Annotated in this window: 25 protein-coding genes; 15 read left to right on the top strand and 10 right to left on the bottom strand. The window is 71.5% G+C overall.

All coding sequences use genetic code 11. The features are described 5' to 3' along the window. Positions 1–7: 7 nt before the first annotated feature. Positions 8–787, top strand: a complete 780-nt coding sequence (locus BJF79_RS41085; RefSeq protein WP_075905573.1) for an NAD(P)H-dependent oxidoreductase — start codon at positions 8–10, stop codon at positions 785–787. Positions 788–924: 137 nt separating this feature from the next. On the opposite strand, the gene BJF79_RS41080 is transcribed toward BJF79_RS41085, so the two are convergent. After that, on the bottom strand, positions 925–1614 hold the full coding sequence (locus BJF79_RS41080) for an SDR family NAD(P)-dependent oxidoreductase (RefSeq protein ID WP_075905543.1): 690 nt from the start codon (positions 1612–1614) through the stop codon (positions 925–927). Positions 1615–1669: 55 nt separating this feature from the next. Then, positions 1670–2377, bottom strand: coding sequence for a DsbA family protein (locus tag BJF79_RS41075; RefSeq protein ID WP_075905541.1), 708 nt, complete (start codon positions 2375–2377; stop codon positions 1670–1672). A 106-nt stretch (positions 2378–2483) separates the two neighbouring features. Between BJF79_RS41075 and BJF79_RS41070 the strand changes: the two genes are divergently transcribed. Continuing rightward, positions 2484–2903, top strand: coding sequence for a winged helix-turn-helix transcriptional regulator (locus BJF79_RS41070; protein ID WP_075905539.1), 420 nt, complete (start codon positions 2484–2486; stop codon positions 2901–2903). A gap of 97 nt (positions 2904–3000) precedes the next feature. Here BJF79_RS41070 and BJF79_RS41065 read toward each other — a convergent pair whose 3' ends face one another. Together BJF79_RS41065 and BJF79_RS41060 are read right to left on the bottom strand one after the other, a co-directional pair. Continuing rightward, positions 3001–3213: a DUF397 domain-containing protein gene (locus BJF79_RS41065; RefSeq protein WP_075905571.1), complete on the bottom strand. Its 213-nt coding sequence runs from the start codon at positions 3211–3213 to the stop codon at positions 3001–3003. Between the two features lie 16 nt (positions 3214–3229). Next, positions 3230–4102, bottom strand: coding sequence for a helix-turn-helix domain-containing protein (locus BJF79_RS41060; RefSeq protein ID WP_075905537.1), 873 nt, complete (start codon positions 4100–4102; stop codon positions 3230–3232). Positions 4103–4347: 245 nt separating this feature from the next. On the opposite strand from BJF79_RS41060, the gene BJF79_RS56590 reads away from it, so the two are divergent. Genes BJF79_RS56590 through BJF79_RS41045 form a run of 3 tightly spaced genes read left to right on the top strand, consistent with a single transcriptional unit; the run spans position 4348 to position 5455 of the window. Further along, positions 4348–4662 (top strand): hypothetical protein, encoded by a 315-nt coding sequence (locus BJF79_RS56590; protein ID WP_158079448.1) that lies wholly within the window; start codon positions 4348–4350, stop codon positions 4660–4662. Continuing rightward, complete coding sequence (locus BJF79_RS56585) at positions 4659–5099, top strand: ATP-binding protein (protein WP_075905533.1); 441 nt, start codon at positions 4659–4661, stop codon at positions 5097–5099. Before BJF79_RS56590 ends, BJF79_RS56585 begins: the two co-directional genes overlap by 4 nt. Further along, positions 5096–5455, top strand: coding sequence for a hypothetical protein (locus tag BJF79_RS41045; RefSeq protein ID WP_143220839.1), 360 nt, complete (start codon positions 5096–5098; stop codon positions 5453–5455). The genes BJF79_RS56585 and BJF79_RS41045 overlap by 4 nt, the downstream gene beginning before the upstream one ends. On the opposite strand, the gene BJF79_RS41040 is transcribed toward BJF79_RS41045, so the two are convergent. Continuing rightward, entirely contained in the window at positions 5416–5886 is a 471-nt protein-coding gene (locus BJF79_RS41040) for a hypothetical protein (protein ID WP_075905529.1), read from the bottom strand. The genes BJF79_RS41045 and BJF79_RS41040 overlap by 40 nt on opposite strands. A gap of 129 nt (positions 5887–6015) precedes the next feature. On the opposite strand from BJF79_RS41040, the gene BJF79_RS41035 reads away from it, so the two are divergent. The 7 genes from BJF79_RS41035 to BJF79_RS41010 all read left to right on the top strand — a co-directional run bounded on the left by BJF79_RS41035 (position 6016) and on the right by BJF79_RS41010 (position 12174). Continuing rightward, entirely contained in the window at positions 6016–6774 is a 759-nt protein-coding gene (locus tag BJF79_RS41035; protein WP_075905527.1) for an ABC transporter ATP-binding protein, read from the top strand. Then, the gene (locus BJF79_RS41030) at positions 6771–7490 is read left to right on the top strand and encodes an ABC transporter ATP-binding protein (protein WP_075905525.1); all 720 of its coding nucleotides are present in this window, start codon (positions 6771–6773) and stop codon (positions 7488–7490) included. Before BJF79_RS41035 ends, BJF79_RS41030 begins: the two co-directional genes overlap by 4 nt. Positions 7491–7492: 2 nt before the next feature. After that, the gene (locus BJF79_RS41025) at positions 7493–8374 is read left to right on the top strand and encodes a branched-chain amino acid ABC transporter permease (RefSeq protein ID WP_075905523.1); all 882 of its coding nucleotides are present in this window, start codon (positions 7493–7495) and stop codon (positions 8372–8374) included. Next, the gene (locus BJF79_RS41020) at positions 8371–9408 is read left to right on the top strand and encodes a branched-chain amino acid ABC transporter permease (protein WP_075905521.1); all 1038 of its coding nucleotides are present in this window, start codon (positions 8371–8373) and stop codon (positions 9406–9408) included. Before BJF79_RS41025 ends, BJF79_RS41020 begins: the two co-directional genes overlap by 4 nt. A 4-nt stretch (positions 9409–9412) precedes the next feature. After that, a complete protein-coding gene (locus BJF79_RS56580) occupies positions 9413–9577 on the top strand; it encodes a hypothetical protein (protein WP_158079447.1) in 165 nt (54 codons plus the stop codon). Further along, on the top strand, positions 9559–10698 hold the full coding sequence (locus tag BJF79_RS41015) for an ABC transporter substrate-binding protein (protein WP_143220838.1): 1140 nt from the start codon (positions 9559–9561) through the stop codon (positions 10696–10698). The genes BJF79_RS56580 and BJF79_RS41015 overlap by 19 nt, the downstream gene beginning before the upstream one ends. A gap of 462 nt (positions 10699–11160) precedes the next feature. Further along, on the top strand, positions 11161–12174 hold the full coding sequence (locus BJF79_RS41010; RefSeq protein WP_143220837.1) for a hypothetical protein: 1014 nt from the start codon (positions 11161–11163) through the stop codon (positions 12172–12174). 79 nt (positions 12175–12253) lie between these two features. On the opposite strand, the gene BJF79_RS41005 is transcribed toward BJF79_RS41010, so the two are convergent. The 5 genes from BJF79_RS41005 to BJF79_RS40985 all read right to left on the bottom strand — a co-directional run bounded on the left by BJF79_RS41005 (position 12254) and on the right by BJF79_RS40985 (position 16500). Then, complete coding sequence (locus BJF79_RS41005) at positions 12254–12790, bottom strand: TetR/AcrR family transcriptional regulator (protein WP_075905518.1); 537 nt, start codon at positions 12788–12790, stop codon at positions 12254–12256. A gap of 21 nt (positions 12791–12811) precedes the next feature. Beyond that, on the bottom strand, positions 12812–13936 hold the full coding sequence (locus BJF79_RS41000) for an acyl-CoA dehydrogenase family protein (RefSeq protein ID WP_158079446.1): 1125 nt from the start codon (positions 13934–13936) through the stop codon (positions 12812–12814). 77 nt (positions 13937–14013) lie between these two features. Then, on the bottom strand, positions 14014–14568 hold the full coding sequence (locus BJF79_RS40995; protein WP_262403338.1) for a TetR/AcrR family transcriptional regulator: 555 nt from the start codon (positions 14566–14568) through the stop codon (positions 14014–14016). Between the two features lie 79 nt (positions 14569–14647). After that, positions 14648–15373: an ABC transporter ATP-binding protein gene (locus tag BJF79_RS40990; protein ID WP_075905514.1), complete on the bottom strand. Its 726-nt coding sequence runs from the start codon at positions 15371–15373 to the stop codon at positions 14648–14650. Beyond that, positions 15370–16500, bottom strand: a complete 1131-nt coding sequence (locus tag BJF79_RS40985; protein WP_075905512.1) for an ABC transporter permease — start codon at positions 16498–16500, stop codon at positions 15370–15372. Before BJF79_RS40985 ends, BJF79_RS40990 begins: the two co-directional genes overlap by 4 nt. A 185-nt stretch (positions 16501–16685) precedes the next feature. Here BJF79_RS40985 and araB point away from each other — a divergent pair, with 185 nt between their 5' ends. Genes araB through araA form a run of 3 tightly spaced genes read left to right on the top strand, consistent with a single transcriptional unit; the run spans position 16686 to position 20442 of the window. Then, entirely contained in the window at positions 16686–18323 is a 1638-nt protein-coding gene (gene araB / locus BJF79_RS40980) for a ribulokinase (protein ID WP_143220842.1), read from the top strand. Continuing rightward, a complete protein-coding gene (locus BJF79_RS40975) occupies positions 18320–18985 on the top strand; it encodes an L-ribulose-5-phosphate 4-epimerase (RefSeq protein ID WP_075905510.1) in 666 nt (221 codons plus the stop codon). The genes araB and BJF79_RS40975 overlap by 4 nt, the downstream gene beginning before the upstream one ends. Continuing rightward, positions 18982–20442: an L-arabinose isomerase gene (araA, locus tag BJF79_RS40970; protein ID WP_075905508.1), complete on the top strand. Its 1461-nt coding sequence runs from the start codon at positions 18982–18984 to the stop codon at positions 20440–20442. The genes BJF79_RS40975 and araA overlap by 4 nt, the downstream gene beginning before the upstream one ends. The last annotated feature ends 45 nt before the right edge of the window (positions 20443–20487 follow it).

Genomic DNA, 20487 nt, shown 5'->3' with positions numbered 1-20487 from the left:
AACCGCCATGAAGACGCTCATCGTCTACGCCCACCCCGAGCCGCGTTCGCTGAACGGCTCGCTGAAGGACCTCGCCGTGTCCACTCTCGAAGCCGCCGGGCACGAGGTGCGGGTGAGCGACCTGTACGCGATGAACTGGAAGGCCGTCGTGGACGCGGCGGACTTCGGAGAGCACGCCACGAGCCCGTTGCAGGTGATACCGAGTTCAGCCGGAGCGTACGACGCCGGCGCGCTCACGTCCGACGTGGCGGCCGAGCAGGCAAAGCTGCTGTGGGCCGACACGATCGTCTTCCAGTTCCCGATGTGGTGGTACACGATGCCCGCGATCCTCAAGGGCTGGGTGGACCGGGTGTTCTCCTTCCACTTCGCGTACGGCGTCGGAGTGCACGACGAGACCCGGTACGGCGAGCGCTTCGGTGAGGGAACGCTGCAGGGGCGTCGGGCGATCCTGTCGGTGACCGTCGGGGGCCCGGAGTCCCACTACAGCGATCGCGGGATCAACGGCCCGATCGAGGACCTGCTGTTCCCGATCCACCACGGGATCCTGTACTACCCGGGCGTGGAGGTGCTGCCGCCGTTCGTCCTGTACGGCACCGACAAGCTCGCCGACGGCGACTTCGAGGACGCCGCGAAGGCGTGGAAGGAGCGGCTGCTGTCGCTGGAGACGACCGAGCCGATCGCGTTCCGGCGGCAGAACTTCGGTGACTACGAGATCCCGTCACTGCGGTTGAAGGACGCCCTGGAAGTGCCGGGCCGCAAGGGTTTCGGACTGCACGTGCGGGGCTAGCCGTCGGCGTGCCGGAGGGCATCGCGGCCGAAGGGGCGGGCGGTGTCGTCCACAAGACCCTGGCCGGGGTGGAGGCCCAACGCGATCGGTGGCTCGTCGTTGGGCCTCCACCCTGCGCGAATCGTTCGCCGGCCGGATCAGGCGTTGAAGACGGCCTCGGGGCGGTCGCGGTTTTCGTGCAGGTCCCAGTACAGGGGGGCGATCTCCTCGGGCGTGGCGGTCGGGCTGCCTTCCGGGGCGTCCACGACGCCCTCGCCGATCCAGACGTTGATCGCCACGTGGGCGGCGTAGACGCCGGTGCCGGCCAGTTCCTTGTTCAGGTTGATCGCCCAGTTGCGCAGGGCCGCCTGGGCCGCGTTGGCGTTGCCGAGCATCGGTATCGGGTCCACCGAGCCGCCGCCGCCGGTGAACAGCAGGGTCCCGGCGCCCGCCTCGCGCATCGCGGGCAGCACGGCCCGAGCCGCCGTGACGGCGCCGTAGAAGCCGTACTCGATCATCGGCTGCAGATTGTCCACCGTGACCTGCGAGGGAGCAGCCATGGTGAGGCCGGGCACCGGGGAGTGCGGGGCCGGTGAGTACTCCAGTACGTCGATGCCGCCGAAGCGGGCCTTGGCCGCGTCCAGGGCGTCGGTCAGTGACGCGCGGTCGAGGATGTCGGCGGGGAATCCGGCGGCCGTGATGCCTTCCCGGCCGAGACGGTCGACCAGCGTTTCCAGCTTCTCCTTGGTGCGGGCGATCAGGGCGACGTCGAAGCCGCGGCTGCCGAAGGTGCGGGCGATGGCCAGGCCCATGCCGGGGCCGGCGCCGACGATGGCGAGAGTGGGCACAGTGAGATCTCTTCCGTGTGGTGACCGCCGGGACATGCGGAGGCCGGTGTGCGGATCAGGTGTGGGCGGCGGGCGCCGCGCAGACGTCCGGGCCGCAGGTCGCAGCGTCGTCGGCGACGAGAACGGTCGGGTGGGTCTGGTCCCAGACCTGCCGCAGGATGCCGAGCAGGGTGTCGGTGTCCTGCGCGCCCGCGAGGGCGTACCGGCCGTCGATGACGGTGAAGGGGGCACCGGTCGCCCCGAGCCGCTGCGCCTGCTGTGCGTCTCGCCGTACCTGACGGCGGTAGCGCCGGTCGGCGAGCACCCGGCGCGTCCGTTCGCGGTCCAGACCGAGCCTGTCGGAGAAGACGAGCAGGTCGTCGAGCGTGAAGATCGACTCGGCTCCGCCGAAGTAGGCGCGGAAGAGCATGTTCCAGGCTTCGCCGTTCTTGCCTTCGGCGGAGGCGTGCGCGAGGAACTCGTGGGCCAGGTCGGTGTTCCCGACCCGGTTGTCCAGGACCCGGTAGGGGGCCAGGCCCTCGGCGGCGGCCATGCCTTCGATGTCCGGTACGCCGGCCTGCCCGGGGACGGCGCCGTACTTGGCCAGCACGAATTCGCGGACGCCGATCGTGCGGTCCTCGGGGAGGTCGCTCCCCAGCGGGAACGAGCGGTGGACCACCTCCAGTTGATCACTGTGCTCGAAGCGCTCCACGGCCCGCTCGAACCGATGGCCGCCCAGCCCGCACCAGGGGCAGGTGATCTCAGACCAGATCTCTACCTTCATGGCCTGACCTCCAATTCCTACTGTTTGTTCGTAACGTCATTGTGGGCCAGTATGGAAGGCGGTACAAAAGGCACATCGGTGTGCGTGACGGAGAGGAACGGGCGCCATGCAGGACAGCGCGGGTATCGGGATGGCGGCTTCGGTCGGGCCGTGCGCGAGCATCCCCGCCGATCACATGGACTTCATCCGCCAGGTGCTCGACCGGGTGGGCGACAAGTGGAGCATGCTGATCATCGCCGTCCTGGAGGGCGGCCCGATGCGCTACACCGACCTGCAGCGCCAGATCCCGGGCATCTCCCAGCGCATGCTGACCCACACCCTTCGCCAACTGACGGCAGACGGGTTGATCAGCCGCACCGCGTACGCCGAGGTGCCGCCGCGCGTCGAGTACGCGCTCGCGCCGCTCGGCGGCGGTCTGATCGAGATCGTCAAGCAGCTGATCGGTTGGGCGGCCGACCACCACGACGAGATCCGCACCAACCGTTCCCGCGCCGCTACCACCGCCCCCTCCGCGTCCCGATCCTGAACCGCGGCGGCCGGACGGAAAGGTCAAGTCGGCGGGCTCGGACGCCGACGCCCCGCCGACGGCACGGTCGGCGGGGCGTCGGCTCGGGCCTTGGGGGTTAGGGCAGGTCGAACCGTCCGTCTCGCACGCCGGTCACGAACGCGGCCCATGTGTCGGGGGCGAGGGCGAGGTATCCGGCGTCCGGGGCCTTGCTGTCGCGGACTCCGATGTTCGCCGTGAGGACGGAGACTTCGACGCACTCACCGTTTCCGCTGCTGCGAGTGCTCTTGCGCCACGAGGTATGGACTGTGTCTGCCTTGTCCTTGTTCACGGCCACCCGTACCTTTCTAAGTCGGCCGTTGCGCGAAGTTTTGGGCTGCGTTGCGGAGAACCCGCATCGATTCGCTGGGGCTCTGCGCCGAAGCTCTCAAGTGGTCGAAAATCAGTCTATATGCGGCAAGGTCGGTGGGGTCTTCCACGAAGAGTGCGCTTGTGCCTGTGTCGATGTAGACCACGTTCGGGTCGGGGGCCTCGAACCCCATGATGACGAACGATGCGGCCATGGCGGCGTGTGCTCCTGCCTCGAACGGCAGCACTTGGACCTGAATCCCCGGGCGCTCGGCGACTTCGCTCAAGTACTCGAGTTGTTCGCGCATCACCTCGCGGTTCCCGACGACCCGACGTATCGATGCTTCGTCGATCACGGCCCAGAGGTTGGTCGGTTGGGGGTCGGCGAGCACCTTTTGCCGGTCGAGCCGGACGTCGACGCGCCGCTCGATCGCGTCGGTGTCGTCGTCCGGGCGGGCCGCCTGGATCACCGCCCGTGCGTAGTCTGCGGTCTGAACGATGCCCGGGATGAGTTGCTGCTGGTAGGTGCGGATCTCTCGTGCCTCGGTCTCGAGTCCGATGTACGAGCTGTACTCGGACGGCAGGACGTCGGCGTACGCCTGCCACCACCCACGCTGGCGCGCTTCCCGGGCAAGCGTCAGCAGTGCGTCACGCTGGTCGCCGTGGATCTCGTAGACGTCGAGTAGATGACGCAGGTCGGCCGGACGGATCCGGCGATCCCCCTTCTCCCAACGTCCCAGAGTGCTCGGGTTCCACTCACCGCCCGCAAGGTCGGCGACCTTCTCGATCGTCAAGCCTCGCTCTTCGCGGAGACGGCGCAACTCGCGGCGCAGACGCTTGCTGCGGACGGTCGGGCTTGGACGAACAGGCATTGGTGAATCTCCTTTGGCATTTCTCCGATGGAGGCTTGCCATCGGCGTTGAGACCGCGCATCCTGTAGTCAGGTTGCCACGGAAGGTCATCGACCGTGGATGGTTCGAGCAAACCGGGCCTTGTGTGCCGGGGCTTGGGGTGTTCTGGCAAGCATCCACTTCGGCCACCACATAAGCGGCCCCGGGCCGGTGTCATCACCACCGTGCCCGGGGCCTCGGTACCGACTTCAAGGGAGTCAGAACCTGTGAACAACGTAGCGAATCCACCGCCTCGTCCGGACCGGTGGCGGCCGGGGTGGGACGTGACGGTCCGGCGGGCGGGGCTGCTCGCCGACCTGGGGCTCGCGCTGGTGGCGCTGGGACGGTCGTCGCGGCTGGTCCTCGAAAGCAGCGGGCAGGTCGCGCTGTCGGTCCCGGACGAACGTGGCCCGCTCGCCGTCGCGGTCGTGCAGGACGCGCGGGGCGGCTGGGCGTACGTCTGGGGCGCGGCGGCCCGGTACCCGGCGGGCGCGGACGGGACGCGCCACGCCGCGTCCGCGCTGGCTGCGGGCACACGGTGAGGGGCTGGGACGGTCGGGCAACCGGACGGATCACCGGCGGCGACGGCGAGGGCGTGGACGTCCGGGCGGTGCGCCGCTGGGTGCGCTGCGAGTTCGAAAGGCTCGGGTCGGACCGGCTCGACCTGGCGGACGTCGACCTGATGGTCGACGAGGTCGCGACGAACGCGCTTCGCTACACCGCCAGCAAGCGTCCGGGCGGAGGCGTGCAGGTGGCGGTGCTGACGGCCGTCCACCGCGTTCGGGTCGAGATCACCGACGACGGCGGGGCCGCGTCGCTGCCGGTCGTGAAGGTGGTGGCGTCGGACGCGTGGGCCGAGTGCGGCCGCGGCCTGGCGATGGTCGCCTGCCTGTCCGATTGCTGGGGCTTCGAGGTCGGCGACGACGACGGGCGTCCGGTGACCGTGTGGTTCGAGGTCGCGCGACGGGACGGGACGTGAGGGTGCGGCGCGCGATCGTCCCGCCGCGACGAAGACGAGCGACGACCGTGCGGCATCTCGAACGGCTGGAACCGGCGCTGACCTGCAAGGGGTGGCACTGCCTTCGGTCCGGCGACGAGCCGCTCATGCGGGTCTACGTCGGGTCCGGGGTCCGCGAGGTCGGTGCGCTGGTGACGGTGCGGGACGGGTGGTACTGCCTCCGGTCGTCCACGGGACTGCGCGTCCAGTGGGTGGCGCCCTGCGGCGACGTGGGCACGGCGGGCGACCGGATCGACGATCTTCTGCGGCCCCGGCTGTTCCCCGGCACGTTCGCGCCCTATCCGCCTTGCAGCATCCGCCCCTCCGGAGTCCCGTAGTACCAGTGCCGCCCCGCCGGGGCGGGAGGGAGAGCGCGGGCGGCGAGCGCGACCAGGGCCTCTGCGAGCTCGACGAGCGGAGCCGCGTCGACGTGCTCCGCGCCGCGCAGGAAACCGGTCGCGCTCTCCTCCAGTTCGGGCCACGTCGAGACTTCGGCCCGGTCCACGCCGCCGCGGGCCTCGATCCGGCGGGCCGCCTCCACGACACAGTGCAGGAGCACCTGCCGCCGGTCCTCGTCGAAGTCGTCCAGGAGCACCGCGGAACTGCCGCCCAGCAACGCGTGCGTGCGGAGATCGTGCCCCAAATCCGGCCACCACGCCGCCGGTGTCTCCGCGCCGACTCGTGCCGCTTCGACGAAGAGAACTCCAAGCGCCACGTCGTACGCCCAGAACATCGCGCCATCGAAGATCACCGGCACCGTCTTGCTCAACGGCGCTCCTCCCCGCTGTTCTCTGCGGACAACTCCCCGGTCGCAGGTTGGGTTCTCACGCCCAATGTGCGAGGTATGCGCGGATTTTACGCTGACGGCCCCTGTACAGAACGCCGTTCAGGAGGCCGGATGCTGGAGGTTCGCGAGCTCACCGTCCGCTTCGGCGGGATCACCGCGCTGGGAGGTGTCGGGTTCGCCGTCGATCGCGGTGAGATGGTGGGGCTGATCGGGCCGAACGGCGCCGGCAAGACCACCCTGTTCAACTGTCTGACCAGGCGGTACGACGCCGACGAGGGGGCGATCTCCTACGCCGGGCGCGACCTGCTCGCGATGGCTCCGCACGCGATCGTGGGGCTCGGGATCGCCCGCACGTTCCAGAACCTCGGCCTGTTCGCCCGCATGTCCGTCCGGGACAACGTCATGGTCGGGGCCCATCACCACGGACGGGCCGGGTTCGTCGGCGCGAGCCTGCGCCTCCCGTCCGTCCGGCGGGAGGAGGCCCGGCTGCGCGGCGAGACGGCCGACCTGCTCGGACGGCTCGACCTCACGGACGTCGCGGAGCATCCGGCGGCGGGCCTGCCGTTCGGCACGCTGAAGCGGGTCGAGCTGGCCCGGGCGCTGGCCGCGAAACCGCGGTTGCTCCTGCTGGACGAGCCCGTCAACGGCCTGAGCCACGGAGAGGTCGGGGAGTTCGCCGACCTGCTGCAGACGATCCGGGACGACTTCGACGTGACGGTCATCGTCGTCGAGCACCACATGGGCTTCGTGATGGGCACCTGCGATCGGGTCATCTGCCTCGACTTCGGCAAGAAGATCGCGGAGGGGCCGCCGGAGGAAGTCCAACGAGATCCCGCGGTGATCGAGGCGTACCTCGGGGCTGCGGCATGACCGACTTCCTCACCGTGGACGACCTCCACGCCGGCTACGGCGACGTTCGCGTGCTGCACGGCGTGAGCCTGCGGGTGGGTGCGGGCGACATCTGCGCCATCCTCGGCCCGAACGGTGCAGGCAAGACGACGCTGCTGCGCGCGCTCTGCGGGATGGTCAAGGGCCGTGGCGAAGTGCGCCTGGACGGGACGTCACTGGCGGGGCGTTCGCCGGACGCCGTCGCGCGGCGGGGCGTCGCGCACGTGCCCGAGGGGCGCGGGACGTTCGTGCCGCTGACCGTCGAGGAAAACCTGAAGCTCGGCGCGTTCGCGCGGCGCGACCGCGCGGCCGTCCAGTCGGACCTGGAGCGGGTGTACGGCTACTTCCCGGTCCTGTACGAGCGGGTGGGGCAGGTCGCGGGGAGCCTCAGCGGCGGCGAGCAGCAGATGCTCGCGATCGGCCGCGCGCTGATGTCGCGGCCCCGCCTGCTGCTGCTGGACGAGCCGTCGCTGGGCCTCGCGCCGCTGGTCACCCGCGAGCTGTTCGGCATCGTGCGATCGATCAACGAGGAGGAACGGACCACCGTGGTCGTCGTGGAGCAGAACGCGCATCTGGCGTTGGGCATCGCCGGGCAGGCGCACGTGCTGGAGAGCGGACGGATCGTGCTGTCGGGGTCGGCGGCGGACATCAAGGCCGACGAGCAGGTCGCGCAGTCGTACCTGGGCTACCGGATCTAGCCATGGCCGATTTCCTGCAGCAGTGCGTGGCCGGGCTGAGCGCCGGCGCCATCTACGCGAGCCTCGCGCTCGCGCTCGTCCTGATCTACCGGTTCACCGGGATCGTGAACTTCGCGCAGGGCGAGCTCGCGATGTTCGCGACGTACATCGCCTGGACGTTCATCGACGCGGGCCTCCCGTTCTGGCTCGCCCTCATGCTGACGCTCGCGATCTCGTTCGTCGGCGGGATGGTGATCGAACGGGTGATCATCCGGCCGGTGGAGGGCGCCCCCGAGCTGACGATCGTGATCGTGACGGTCGGCCTGTTCATCTTCGTCAACGCCGCCGCCGGGTGGATCTGGTCGTTCCTGATCAAGGACTTCCCGAACCCGTTCCCGGACGGCGCGCTGCGGGCGGGCGGGGTCAGCGTCGGCTACTCGACGCTGGGGATCCTCGCGGTGATCGGCGGCGTGATGGGCCTGCTCTACCTGCTGTTCCGGCACACCAAGATCGGGCTCGGGATGCGGGCGGTCGCGGCCGATCCGGTGTCGGCGCGGCTGGTCGGGATCCGGGTCGGGTGGACGCTGGCGCTCGGGTGGGGGCTGGCCGCGACGGTCGGCGCGGTGTCGGGCGTGCTGGTCGCGCCGCTGCTGTTCCTGGAGCCGAACATGATGGGCGGCGTCCTGATCTACGCGTTCGCGGCGGCCACCCTCGGCGGGTTCGACAGCCCGCTCGGCGCGGTCGCGGGCCCCCTGATCGTCGGCGTGGCCGAGACCCTCGCGGGCGCCTACGTCGACGCGATCGGCTCCGACCTGAAGATCGGCGTCCCGCTCGCGATCATCCTCGCCGTCCTGCTGCTGCGCCCGCAGGGCCTGTTCGGACGTCCGGTGGTGGAGCGAGCATGAACGGGACGGAAACCGACATGAAGACGGCCGAGGCCCCCGCCGGGCCGACGGCGCGTAACCGGGTGACGGCGTTCGCCGTGCGGCACTGGCGTCCGATCCTGCTGGGCGTGCTGGTGCTGGTGGCGCTGCGGGCGCCGTTCGAGCTGGTCCCGTTCCGGGTGTTCCAGCTGACGATGGTGATGGTGTACGCGGTCGCGCTGATCGGCCTGAACCTGCTGGTCGGGCACGGCGGGCAGATCTCGCTGGGGCACGGCGCGTTCTTCGCGGTGGGCGCCTACGGCACGGCCGCGATGATGTACCACTGGGACGTCCCGTACCTGCTGACGTTCCCGCTCGCGGCGGCGCTGGCGTTCGTGATCGGGCTGGCGCTCGGGGTGCCCGCCACCCGGTTGCGGGGGCTGTACCTCGCGCTCGTCACGCTGGCCATCGCGATCTTCCTGGTGCCGCTGCTGAAGCGGTTCGAGTCGGTGACCGGCGGGTCGATGGGGCTGACGCTGGAGAAGCCCGCGCCGCCCTCGTGGACGGGCCTGGCCCCCGACCAGTGGCTGTACTTCCTGGCGCTCGCCGGGACGGTCCTCGCGATCGTGATCGTGCGGTTCCTGCTGCGCTCGCGGGTGGGGCGCGCGCTGCACGCCGTCCGCGACAACGAGACGGCCGCCGAGGTCATGGGCGTGAAGCCCGCGTCGTACAAGCGGCTCGCGTTCGCGTGGAGCGCGATGTTCGCGGGCGCGGCGGGCTGCCTCTACACGTGGACGATCGGGTTCGTCTCGCCCGACTCGTTCACCGTCAACCTGTCGATCACGCTGCTCGCCGCGATCGTGGTGGGCGGCCTCGGGTCGGCCGCGGGACCGCTGCTCGGCGGGCTGTTCATGATGTTCGTGCCGAGCCTCTCCCAGGACATCAACGAGGCGGCGCCGGGGGTCATCTTCGGCCTGCTGATCATCGCGGTGATGTACGTCGCCCCGACCGGCCTGGCCGGGCTGCCGGGACGCCTCGCGCCGTGGACGACCGACAAGATCCTCCGGAAGAGGTGACGCAATGCGTCGAACGATGGGACGGACGACGGCGGTGTCGGCGGTCGCGCTGCTGCTGGCGTCCGCGGCGGCGGGGCTGGCGGCGGCCGCGACGAGGGCGGCGGCGGGAGCACCGCCGAAGGGCAGTGCGAGGGCCAGCAGACCACCGGGATCACCGCGGACGCGCTGAAGCTCGGCGGCATCTACCCGCTGTCGGGCCCCGCGTCGGCGTACGGCGCGATCCCGAAGGGCATCGAGGCGTACTTCGACTACGTCAACGCCGAGAAGGGCGGCATCGACGGACGGAAGGTCGAGTTCATCGTCCGCGACGACGGCTACCAGCCGCCGAAGGCCGTCGAGGAGGCGCGCCGGCTCGTCGAGCAGGAGCAGGTGTTCGCGCTGTTCCAGACGCTCGGCACCCCGTCGACCACCGCGACCTGGGACTACGCGAACCAGCGCAAGGTGCCGCAGGTGTTCGTGGCGACCGGCGCGTCGAAGTGGGGCACCGACGCCAAGCATCCGTGGACGATCGGATGGCAGCCGAACTACGTCTCCGAGGCCCGCGTGTACGCGCAGTACCTCAAGCAGGAGAAACCGGACGCGAAGGTCGCCGTCCTCTTCCAGAACGACGACTTCGGCGAGGACCTCCTCGGCGGGTTCAAGAAGGCGATCGAGGGCAGCGGCATCACGATCGTCCAGGAGGAGAGCTACGAGGTGTCGGACCCGAGCGTCGAACCGCAGATGCGCGACCTCGCGGGGTCGGGCGCGGACGTCTTCCTCAACGTGACGACGCCGAAGTTCGGCTCGCAGGCCCTCGCCGCCGACGCGAAGATCGCCGACTGGAACCCGCTGCACATCGTGAACAACGTCGCCGCGTCGGTGACGGTGCTCAAGCCGGTCGGGTTCGAGAACGTCCAGGGCGTCGTGTCCTCGACGTACTACAAGGACCCGAACGACCCGCTGTGGGCGAACGACGCGGAGATGAAGCTCTACAAGGCGAAGATGAAGCAGTACGTGCCGAACGCGGACCCGGCCGTCCCGTACCACGCGTTCGGCTGGGCCGTCGCGAGCAGCTTCCACAAGGCGATGCAGGCCGCCGAGTGCAAGACCCGCGAGGGGCTGCGCGACTCGATGCGGAGCCTCGCGAACGTCGAGGTCCCGATGCTGCTGCCCGGCGTGACGATGCAGACCGGCGAGGGCGACGGCTTCCCGATCGAGTCGATGCAGATGATGCGGTTCGAGGGCGAACGCTGGCACCTGTTCGGCGACGTCATCGACACCCGCAAGACCTTCGGCCCCGTCCAGCCGTGACCGCCCGGGCCCGGCCGCCGCGCGGCCGGGCCCGCGGGCTCGCACGGTGTCCGGCGGAATGGGGATGGCGGTGCAAAGAACGAGCCGTTATGATCTTCCCAATTTCAGTCGAACGTCTGTTCTATGCCCGTGCCGGTCGGCCCGGTTCTTAGCGAAAGAACTCCCCGCTCTTTGCTGCTCATTGTGGTCGGGGCATAGCGCAGTGCGAGAGAAGAGCGTGGAGTGAATTCGGTAAGAGCTTTGCCGACGGTCGTGGTCGCGGCCGTCCTCATGATCTTCGGCATCGCCGTACCGGCGAACGCCGAGGTACCGGCGGCACCCGGCTGCCGTCCGCAGATCGCGGACGTGGTGCTGCCCGCGGAGAAGGTACGTTCCGGCGCCGAGGCGACCGGCACGGTCCGCCTGGACTGCGCGGGGCCCTGGCCCGTCAGGATCGTCCTCGCGTCGGCGGACGCCTCCTGGGTGAGCGTGCCGCCGCGGCTCGTCGTCCCGGCGGGGGAGACCGAAGCCGCCTTCCCCATCCGGACGCATCAGCCGGATTACATCTACGGAGAGTTCAACGTCGCCATCACGGCGTCGCTGCACGGGCATGAGGTCAGCAAACCGCTGGGGCTCCTGCCGGGGCTGAAATTCCTGGTCGTCTCACCGCTCATCAGCGGCGACTACGTCTCGGTCAACATAGGGCTGAACGGACCCGCCCCGGCGGGCGGGTTGACGATCGACATGAAGAGCGACCACGAGGCCCTCCGGGTAGAACCGATCACCATTCCGAGCAGCGCGCTCGGAGTGGCCGGCAGGTACGGCGAGACGGACCGCATTCCCGAGGACGCCGAGGTCACGGTCACTGCCAGCCTCCCGGGGCAGAGCATCAGCACCGTCGTCACTCTGAAGGCGTGGAGGTACGACGCGGACTGGAGCTTCACCGGTCCCGACACCGCGCGCGGCGGGGGAGGCGTCGGCCTGACCCTCGACCTGCCGGAGCCCATTCCCCACGACGGAGTGGAGGTCACCTTCACCACGGACGACGAAGGCGTCGACGTCCCCTCTCCCCGCATGCTCTACGAAGGCACGAGCGGACCGATCACCGTGCGTCCGTTTCTTCACAACGACATCAGCGGGCCCGTCACCGTCACCGCCGAGATGGAGGGCGTCGGAACGCGGAGTCACACCTTCCGGGTCCTGCCCGGTCTGAAGTCCCTCGAGTTTCCCTGGGAGCTCTTCCCCGATCAGACCTTCGAGGGAACGCTGCACCTCGGAACCGTGACGGACGAGGCCGTCACCGTCACGCTGAGCAGCGATGTTCCGTCGCTGCGAGTACCCGCGGAGGTGACCGTCCCGGCGGGGGCCTCCTCGGTCGTCTTCACCGGAACGACCGTCGGTCCCGTACCCGACTGGGGCGACAGCGCCACGGTGACCGCGACGCTCGACGGGACGAGCATCGTCGGACACGCCTACATCCGACCCCCGCTCCAGTAGCGCGACGGCACCGGCCGGTGCCCGCGTCCGTCACGACGGACGGGGGCACCGGCTTCAGCGATCGTGTTCCGAGGGCAGGTCAACGTTTGAGGAGGACGTCTAGCATGCGGGCGTCCAGCTCCGTGGCGTCCGGGGGTGCGGGGACCAGGTAGCCGCCTACCCAGGAGCGCAGCATCAGCAGGGCCCGCAGGTCGGCGTCGTCCGGGGCGAAGCCGAGCTCGTGCAGGCAGGAGGCGATGTGGCCGAGGAGGGCCCGGTCGGCGTGCCGGACCGCCTCCTCGGCCGCCGGCTCGGTCCGCGCCCATAGCCGCATCGCCCGGTCGACCGGCGCGATCTCGTGGCCGAGCGCCTGGATGCGGCGCAGCCGCTCGCGCGGGTCGGGCGTGCTGCCGAGCGCGAGGCCGAGCATCTCGTCCGTCCGCTCGTGCGCCCACCGGTCGAGCAGGGCCCGCACCAGCTCGGTGCGGTCCTTGAAGTGCCAGTAGAAGCTGCCCTTCGTGACGCCCAGCCGGGACGCGAGCGCGTTGATCGTCACGCCGCGCTCGCCGGTGCGCGCCAGCTCCCGGTAGGCGGCCTCGATCCAGTCCCGCCTGGACGCCTTGGTGCGGGCCGTCATCGCGTTCCCCCCGATGGTCGGTCAAAGAAGGTTGATCGGGCCGGGGTCGATGCCGAGCTCGATCTTTCCGTAGAGCGCGTACGACGCGTCCGGGTCGAACACCACGTGCCCGGAGATCGTATTCACATCCCGCTGCGCCCGCTGGAACGGCGAGTCGAGCAGCTGGGTGCTCGCGCCGGCCGCGCCGCACAGGTCGTTCACGACGCGGCGGGCGGTCGCGGCGATGTGGGCGGCGGCCAGCCGGGCGTTCGCGCGCCGCCGCGGGTCGGTGGCGTCCGCGCCGGACGCTTCGGCCAGCGTGCCGTCGAGCAGCAGCCGGGCGGCGCGCAGGTCGGCGGTCGCCGCGGCCAGCCGGATCTGGCCGCTCATCAGGTCGCGCTGCCGCTCGCCGGTGTACGACATCACCCGGCCCGCCATCCGCTCGCGGAAGCGGGCGAGGACGCCTTCGGCGGCGCCGAGGACGGGCGCCGCGCCGGTCAGCGCGAACACCGGCACCAGCGGCGTCCGGTAGCTGCCGCCCGGGTTGACGCGGGAGCCGGGGGAGCGGCCCTCGGCCAGCTCGACCAGGGGCACCGAGCGGTGCGCGGGGACGAACGCGCCCGCGACCTCGATGTCGTTGCTGCCGGTGCCGCGCATCCCGCTGGTGTGCCACACGTCGTGGACGGTCACGTCGGCGCGGGGCAGCAGGAACAGCCGGGGTTCGATCGTGCCGTCCGCGGTGACGAGCGCCATCACCATCACGTGGTCGGCGTGCATGACGCCGCTGCCCCACGACCAGCGGCCGGTGACCGTGTAGCCGCCGCCGGACGGCTCGGCGGTGCCGGTCGGCGCGAGGGTGCAGGGGATCAGCGCGTACGGGCGGTCCGCCCACACCTCCGCCTGCGTCTCCTCGGGGAACAGCGCCACCATCCAGTTGTGCAGCGTGTAGATCGCCGACAGCCAGCCGGCGGACGCGCAGCCCGCACCGGCCTCGCGGCACGCGGCGGCCATCGTCGCGAAGTCCAGCTCGGCGCCGCCGAAGCGTTTCGGGACGAGCGTGGCGAACAGGCCGGTCGCGGCGAGGTCCGCGATCGTCTCGTCGGGCAGGCGCCGCGCCTCCTCGGCCGCGGGGGCCCGTTCGGTCAGCGTGGGCGCCAGGTCTCGCACGCGTGCGATGACATCGTCTCCATACCCCATGGTACGGAACCATACTCATGGGTATGGAACGCTGTCCATGCCCGGGTTCAGCCGACGGGGGAGCGCAGGTACGGGGTGAGGAGTTCGCGGGCGAGCCGCTCCGCGGCGTCCTCGGCGAGACCGTCCTCGATCATCCGGCTCAGCGTGTAGACGATCGCCTGGACCAGCTCGCCCGTCCGCACCGGGTCGGACGCGCCGTGCTCGATCAGCGCCGCGCGGAGCGGGGCCGCGAGGTCGTCGTGGAGCAGCCGGCTGGACTCGGCGAGCGTGTCGGTGCGGCTGGTGGCGGCCAGCGCCCGGGCCAGCGCGTGGTCGCCGCGCGCGACGAGGTGCAGGTTCGCCGCGACGTAGGCCATGACGCGCTCGCCGGGCGTGCCCGCCTCCGCCATCCGCGCCTGGACGTACGCCGCCCACCGGGGGAACGTGTCGACGATCAGCGCGTCGAGCAGGTCGTCCCGCGACTTGAAGTACGAGTACGCGCTGGACCGCGCGAGCCCGGCCCGGCGGGCGACGTCCGCGAGGCTCGGGGGCGCGGGCGCGCTCGGCGTCCTCGGCGAGCAGGTCGCGCGCCGCGTCCAGCAGCGCGGCCCGCTGCGCGGCACGGTGCTCGGCGACGGTCGCCGCCCGGATCCTCGGCACGCGGTCCCTCCCATCGGTCCCCCGGCCGGTCCCGCCCGCGGCTCAGGCGGCCCTGGTGAGACGGCCGTCGACCATTTCGTACACCGTGTCACAGTGTTCCAGGACGTCATGGTCGTGGGTGACCATGACGGCCGCCACGGAGCGCCGCCGCGTCTCGGCCGCGAGCAGCCGGACGACATCGCGGCTGCGGGCCCGGTCGAGGGCCGCGGTGGGCTCGTCGACGAGCAGCACGCTCGGGTCGGTGGCGAGGGCGCGCGCGATGCCGACCCGCTGCCGCTCCCCGCCCGAGAGCTGGTGCGGGTACCGGCCGGCCTTCTCCGCCATGCCCACGTCGGCGAGCAGTTCGAGCGGGTCGCGGCCCGTCCGCCCGCGGCGCGGCCGGAACCGGAGCGGGAGGCGGAGCTGGTCGGCGGCCGTCAGCGCCGGGATCAGGTTGCCGGACTGGAACACGAACCCGATGTGCTCACGGCGCAGCGCCGCGCGCCCGCGCCGGGTCGCCGCCGTCACGTCGTGCCCGGCCACCGTGACCGTGCCGCCGTCCGGACGGGCGAGCCCGCCCGCGACCGCCAGCAGGCTCGACTTGCCCGCGCCGGACGGGCCGACGATCGCGACGAGCCGTCCGGGCGGCACGGCGAGGGAGACGTCGTCGAGGGCCCGGACGATCTCCTCGCCGTCGCCGTGCCGCAGGTGGACGCCGTCCAGGACGAGCCCCGCGGTCGCGTTCTCGTTCGCCGGGGCGGCTTCGTCGCGTGCGGTCCTGCCGATCATCGGTTTCCTCCGAGTGCGGTCGCTGGGTCGATGGCGGCGATCCGGGCGACGGCGGCGCCGGCCCCGACGAGCCCGAGGACGATCAGTCCGGCGGCGGCCGCCGTCACGTTCGGCGCGCTGAGCGCGAACGGGACGCCGCCGCCGGTCATCAGCGCGCCGAGCCCGACACCGGCCGCGGCGCCGACGGCCACGGACGCTAGGAGCAGCACGAACGCCTGCGTCAGCGCGTCCCGCAGCACCCAGCGTCCGGACGCGCCCATGGCCCGCAGCACGGCGACCTCGTGCCTGCGCTGGATCGCCCAGACGGCGAAGAATGCGCCCGCGACCAGCGCCGAGATCGCGTAGAGGAACCCCTGGATGAGCTGGAGCGTCGTCGTTTCGGCGGTGAAACCGGGGGACGCGCCGAAAGACTCCTCGACCGGGAGGCTCTCGGTTCCGGCGGCGGCGTCCCCGGCGGCGAGGTCGACGGTCGCGCCCGGCTCCGCGCGCACCGCCACGGCGGTGATCTCCCGCGCGGCGTGCCCCGGCATCGCCTCGTCCGGGCCGACCCCGGCCTTGAGCCGCTGCCAGGTGGAGAGGGGGAGGTAGCCGACGTCGACGTGCCCGAAGGTGTTCTGGCCCTCGGTGGCGCCGACGACCCGCAGCCGTGTGCCGAGCCGGTCGACGGTGATCGTGTCGCCGATGCGCAGCCCCTCGTCGAGGGCCGTCCGGCTCACGACGACGCCGTCCGCGCCGTCCAGCCGGGAGCCCTCGCCGACCTCGGGCGACAGGAACGAGTCGGGCCGCACCCCGAACATCGCGAGGTCGATCTCCACGCCCCGCTCGCTCTCGGTGTTGACGAGCAGGTTGCCGTAGGGCGCGGCGTCCGCGACGTCCGGACGGTCCCGCCACTTCTCGACCGCCGACACGTCCACGACGCTCCGGGAGAACGCCGAGTCGTGCTGGACGCCCCGTTCGAAGGCGAACGAGGTGACGGGGAGGTTCTGCAGGCCGGACACACCGTCCTTGACCAGGCCCTCCGAGAGCCCGGACAGCATGACCATGAGCACCGAGATCAGGGCGATGACGGCGCCCATCAGCCCGAACCGGACCCGGGCGAAGCGCAGTTCGCGCAGTGCGAGGAACATCAGCGCCCCGCCGGAGAATTTATCGACAGCATGTCGACAAGATACCAACGGTGTGTCGGCAACCCGTTCCGGGGTGCGGGGACGCCTTGACGGCGGCGCATGTTACCGGTCACAGTGGCACCCGGCGGCCGGTTCCCGGGACGGTCGCGGCGCTGGAAGGGGATGGTGTGAGCGCTGACCGATACGTGGTGGGGGTGGACTTCGGCACGCTGTCCGGACGGGCCGTCGTGGTGCGGGTCGCGGACGGCGCCGAACTGGCCGACGCGGTGCACGAGTACGCCCACGGAGTGATCGAGGAACGGCTCCCCGGGGACGGCGCCCGGTCGGGCGACCGCCTCCCGCCCGACTGGGCGCTGCAGTCGCCCGAGGACTGGCGCGACGTCCTGCGGCACGCCGTGCCCGCGGCCGTCGCCGCCGCGGGCGTCGACCCGGCGGACGTCGTCGGCATCGGCACCGACTTCACCGCCTGCACCGTCCTGCCGACGACCGCCGCCGGGACGCCGCTCGCCGAACTGCGCCCGGACCGTCCGCACGCCTGGCCCAAGCTGTGGAAACACCACGCCGCCCAACCGCACGCCGACCGCATCAACGCGCTCGCCGCCGAACGCGGCGAACCCTGGCTCGCGAGGTACGGCGGGAAGATCTCCTCCGAGTGGGAGTGGGCGAAGGGCCTGCAGCTCCTCGAAGAGGACCCCGACACCTACGCGGCGGCCGACCGGTGGATCGAGGCCGCGGACTGGATCGTCTGGGAACTCACCGGCGTCGAGAGCCGCAACGTGTGCACCGCCGGGTACAAGGGCATCCACCAAGACGGCGCGTACCCGTCCGAGGAGTTCGCCGCCGCCCTGAACCCGGGCTTCGCGGGCTTCACCGGCAAGCTCGGGCACGACCTCGCGCCCCTCGGCGGGACGGCCGGACGGCTCACCGCGCGCGCCGCCGGATGGACCGGCCTTCCGGAGGGCATCGCGGTCGCGGTCGGCAACGTGGACGCGCACGTCACGGCCGCCGCGGCGGACGCCGTCCGGCCCGGCCGGATGGTCGCGATCATGGGCACCTCGACGTGCCACGTCATGTCGTCCGACCGGCTCGCCGAGGTGCCCGGCATGTGCGGCGTGGTGCGCGACGGGATCGTCCCCGGACTGTGGGGCTACGAGGCGGGCCAGTCCGGCGTCGGCGACATCTTCGGCTGGTTCGCCGAGACGTCCGTGCCCGAGTCCTACGCCCGCGAGGCGGACACGCGGGGCATGAGCGCCCACGAGTACCTCACCTCGCTCGCCGAACGGCAGAACGTCGGCGAGCACGGGCTCGTCGCGCTCGACTGGCACAACGGCAACCGCTCCGTCCTCGTCGACCACGACCTGTCCGGGGTGCTCGTCGGGCAGACGCTCGCGACCCGCCCCGAGGACGTCTACCGCGCGCTCATCGAGGCGACCGCGTTCGGCGCGCGCGTGATCGTCGAGACGTTCGAGTCGTCCGGGGTGCCGGTCGAGGAGTTCGTCGTCGCGGGCGGCCTGCTCGGCAACCGGTTCCTCATGCAGGTGTACGCGGACGTGCTGCGCCGCCCCCTGTCGGCGATCGGCTCCGGGCAGGGCCCGGCGCTCGGCTCGGCGATCCACGCGGCCGTCGCCGCGGGCGCCCACCCCGACGTCACCGCCGCCGCGGCCGCCATGGGCAAGCGGATCCCGGCCGCGTTCGTCCCCGACCCCGCCAGGGCCGACGCCTACGACCGGCTGTACGCCGAGTACCGCCGGCTGCACGACCACTTCGCGGACGGTTCCCTCCTGCACCGCCTCCGCGCGATCAGGAACGAGGCCGCCGCATGACACCATTCGAAGAGCTGCGCGAGGTCGTCTGCCTGCTGCACGCCGAGCTCGTCCGCAACGACCTGGTGGCGTGGACGGCGGGCAACGTGTCGGGACGGCTGCCCGGCGGCGACCGGTTCGTCATCAAGCCGAGCGGGGTGTCCTACGACGACCTGACGCCCGAGTCGATCGTCGTGTGCGACCTGGACGGGAACCGGGTCGCGGGCGAGCTGTCGCCGTCCAGCGACACCGCCGCGCACGCGTACGTGTACCGGCACATGCCGGACGTGAACGGGGTCGTGCACACGCACTCGACGTACGCGTCGGCGTGGGCGGCGCGCGGGGAGGCGATCCCGTGCGTGCTGACGGCGATGGCCGACGAGTTCGGCGGCGAGATCCCGGTCGGGCCGTTCGCGCTGATCGGCGGCGAGGACATCGGCCGCGGCGTCGTCGCGACGCTGAAGGGGCACCGGTCGAAGGCCGTGCTGATGCAGAACCACGGGGTCTTCACCATCGGGGACTCCCCGAAGAACGCCGTGAAGGCGGCCGTGATGTGCGAGGACGTCGCCCGGACCGTGCACGTGTCGCGGCAGCTCGGCGAGCCGCTGCCGATCGCGCCGGCGCACGTCGACAGCCTGTACGACCGCTACCAGAACGTCTACGGGCAGAGGAGCGCGAAATGACCGCATGGTTCCTGACCGGCAGCCAGGGCCTGTACGGGGAGGACACGCTGCGGCAGGTCGCCGAGCAGTCCCGGCGGATCGCCGGGGCGCTGCCCGTCGACGTCGAGTGGAAGCCGGTCCTCACCGACGCGGCGGCGATCCGGCGCGTCATGCTGGAGGCGAACGCCGACGACTCGTGCACCGGCGTGATCGCGTGGATGCACACGTTCTCCCCGGCCAAGATGTGGATCGCGGGCCTGGACGCGCTGCGCAAGCCGATGCTGCACCTGCACACGCAGGCGAACGTGGAACTGCCGTGGAGCTCCATCGACATGGACTTCATGAACCTCAACCAGGCCGCGCACGGCGACCGCGAGTTCGCGCACGTCCAGACCCGGCTCGGGGTGCCCCGCAAGACCGTGGCCGGGTACGTGTCCGACCCGTCCACGGCGGCCCGCATCGGGGCGTGGGCGCGCGCCGCCGCCGGGGCCGCCGCGCTGCGCTCGACGCGGCTCGCGCGGTTCGGCGACAACATGCGCGACGTCGCGGTGACCGAGGGGGACAAGGTCGAGGCCGAACTCCGCTTCGGCGTGTCGGTCAACACCTACGCCGTCAACGACCTGGTCGCGGCGGTCGACGCGGTCGCCGACGCCGACGCGGCGTCCCTGGCCGCCGAGTACGAGGACGCCTACGCCGTCGCGCCCGAGCTGCGCGCGGGCGGCGACCGGCACGGCTCGCTGCGCTACGCGGCCCGCATCGAGCTGGGGCTGCGCGGGTTCCTCGCCGACGGCGGGTTCACGGCCTTCACCACCAACTTCGAGGACCTCGGCGGCCTGCGGCAGCTCCCGGGCCTGGCCGTCCAGCGGCTGATGGCGGACGGCTTCGGGTTCGGCGGCGAGGGCGACTGGAAGACGTCCGCGCTGCTGCGGGCCCTCAAGAGCATGGCGCCCGGCGGCGGGACCTCGTTCATGGAGGACTACACCTACAACCTGGTGCCGGGGGAGCAGCTCATCCTCGGCGCCCACATGCTGGAGGTGTGCCCGTCGATCGCGGCGGGCACGCCGTCCTGCGAAATCCACCCGCTGGGCATCGGCGGGCGCGAGGACCCCGTCCGGCTGGTGTTCGACGCCGAACCCGGCCCCGGGATCGTCGTGGGCCTCGCCGACCTCGGCGACCGGTTCCGGCTGGTCGCGAACGAGATCGACGTCGTCGTCCCGCCGCCGCTGCCGAACCTGCCGGTGGCGCGCGCCGTCTGGCGTCCGCGCCCGGACCTGCCGACGTCCACCGAGTGCTGGCTGACCGCAGGAGGGCCGCACCACACCGTCCTGTCCACGGCGGTCGGGGCCGAGGAACTGACCGACCTCGCCGACATGCTCGGCGTCGAACTCCTGACGATCGACGCCGGAACGGACACGGCCCGCTTCACGAAGGAGATCCGCTGGAACCAGGCGTACCACCGCCTGGCCCAGGGCTTCTGACGCCGGACGCGCCGACGCACCGGACGCGCCGGCCCCGCGGCCCCG

It is taken from the genome of Actinomadura sp. CNU-125, from assembly GCF_001942465.1.
Taxonomy (GTDB): Bacteria; Actinomycetota; Actinomycetes; order Streptosporangiales; family Streptosporangiaceae; genus Spirillospora.
Note: the sequence above shows the minus strand (reverse complement) of the source record. Positions and strands in the feature narration are given on the sequence as shown.

Excerpts from the sequence above, each read along its gene's own strand:
- BJF79_RS41085 (WP_075905573.1), top strand. The coding sequence starts at position 8 with ATGAAGACGCTCATCGTCTACGCCCACCCCGAGCCGCGTTCGCTGAAC.
- BJF79_RS41075 (WP_075905541.1), bottom strand. The coding sequence starts at position 2,377 with ATGAAGGTAGAGATCTGGTCTGAGATCACCTGCCCCTGGTGCGGGCTG.
- BJF79_RS41070 (WP_075905539.1), top strand. The coding sequence starts at position 2,484 with ATGCAGGACAGCGCGGGTATCGGGATGGCGGCTTCGGTCGGGCCGTGC.
- BJF79_RS41060 (WP_075905537.1), bottom strand. The coding sequence starts at position 4,102 with ATGCCTGTTCGTCCAAGCCCGACCGTCCGCAGCAAGCGTCTGCGCCGC.
- BJF79_RS41035 (WP_075905527.1), top strand. The coding sequence starts at position 6,016 with ATGCTGGAGGTTCGCGAGCTCACCGTCCGCTTCGGCGGGATCACCGCG.
- BJF79_RS41030 (WP_075905525.1), top strand. The coding sequence starts at position 6,771 with ATGACCGACTTCCTCACCGTGGACGACCTCCACGCCGGCTACGGCGAC.
- BJF79_RS41025 (WP_075905523.1), top strand. The coding sequence starts at position 7,493 with ATGGCCGATTTCCTGCAGCAGTGCGTGGCCGGGCTGAGCGCCGGCGCC.
- BJF79_RS41020 (WP_075905521.1), top strand. The coding sequence starts at position 8,371 with ATGAACGGGACGGAAACCGACATGAAGACGGCCGAGGCCCCCGCCGGG.
- BJF79_RS56580 (WP_158079447.1), top strand. The coding sequence starts at position 9,413 with ATGCGTCGAACGATGGGACGGACGACGGCGGTGTCGGCGGTCGCGCTG.
- BJF79_RS41005 (WP_075905518.1), bottom strand. The coding sequence starts at position 12,790 with ATGACGGCCCGCACCAAGGCGTCCAGGCGGGACTGGATCGAGGCCGCC.
- BJF79_RS40990 (WP_075905514.1), bottom strand. The coding sequence starts at position 15,373 with ATGATCGGCAGGACCGCACGCGACGAAGCCGCCCCGGCGAACGAGAAC.
- BJF79_RS40985 (WP_075905512.1), bottom strand. The coding sequence starts at position 16,500 with ATGTTCCTCGCACTGCGCGAACTGCGCTTCGCCCGGGTCCGGTTCGGG.
- BJF79_RS40975 (WP_075905510.1), top strand. The coding sequence starts at position 18,320 with ATGACACCATTCGAAGAGCTGCGCGAGGTCGTCTGCCTGCTGCACGCC.
- araA (WP_075905508.1), top strand. The coding sequence starts at position 18,982 with ATGACCGCATGGTTCCTGACCGGCAGCCAGGGCCTGTACGGGGAGGAC.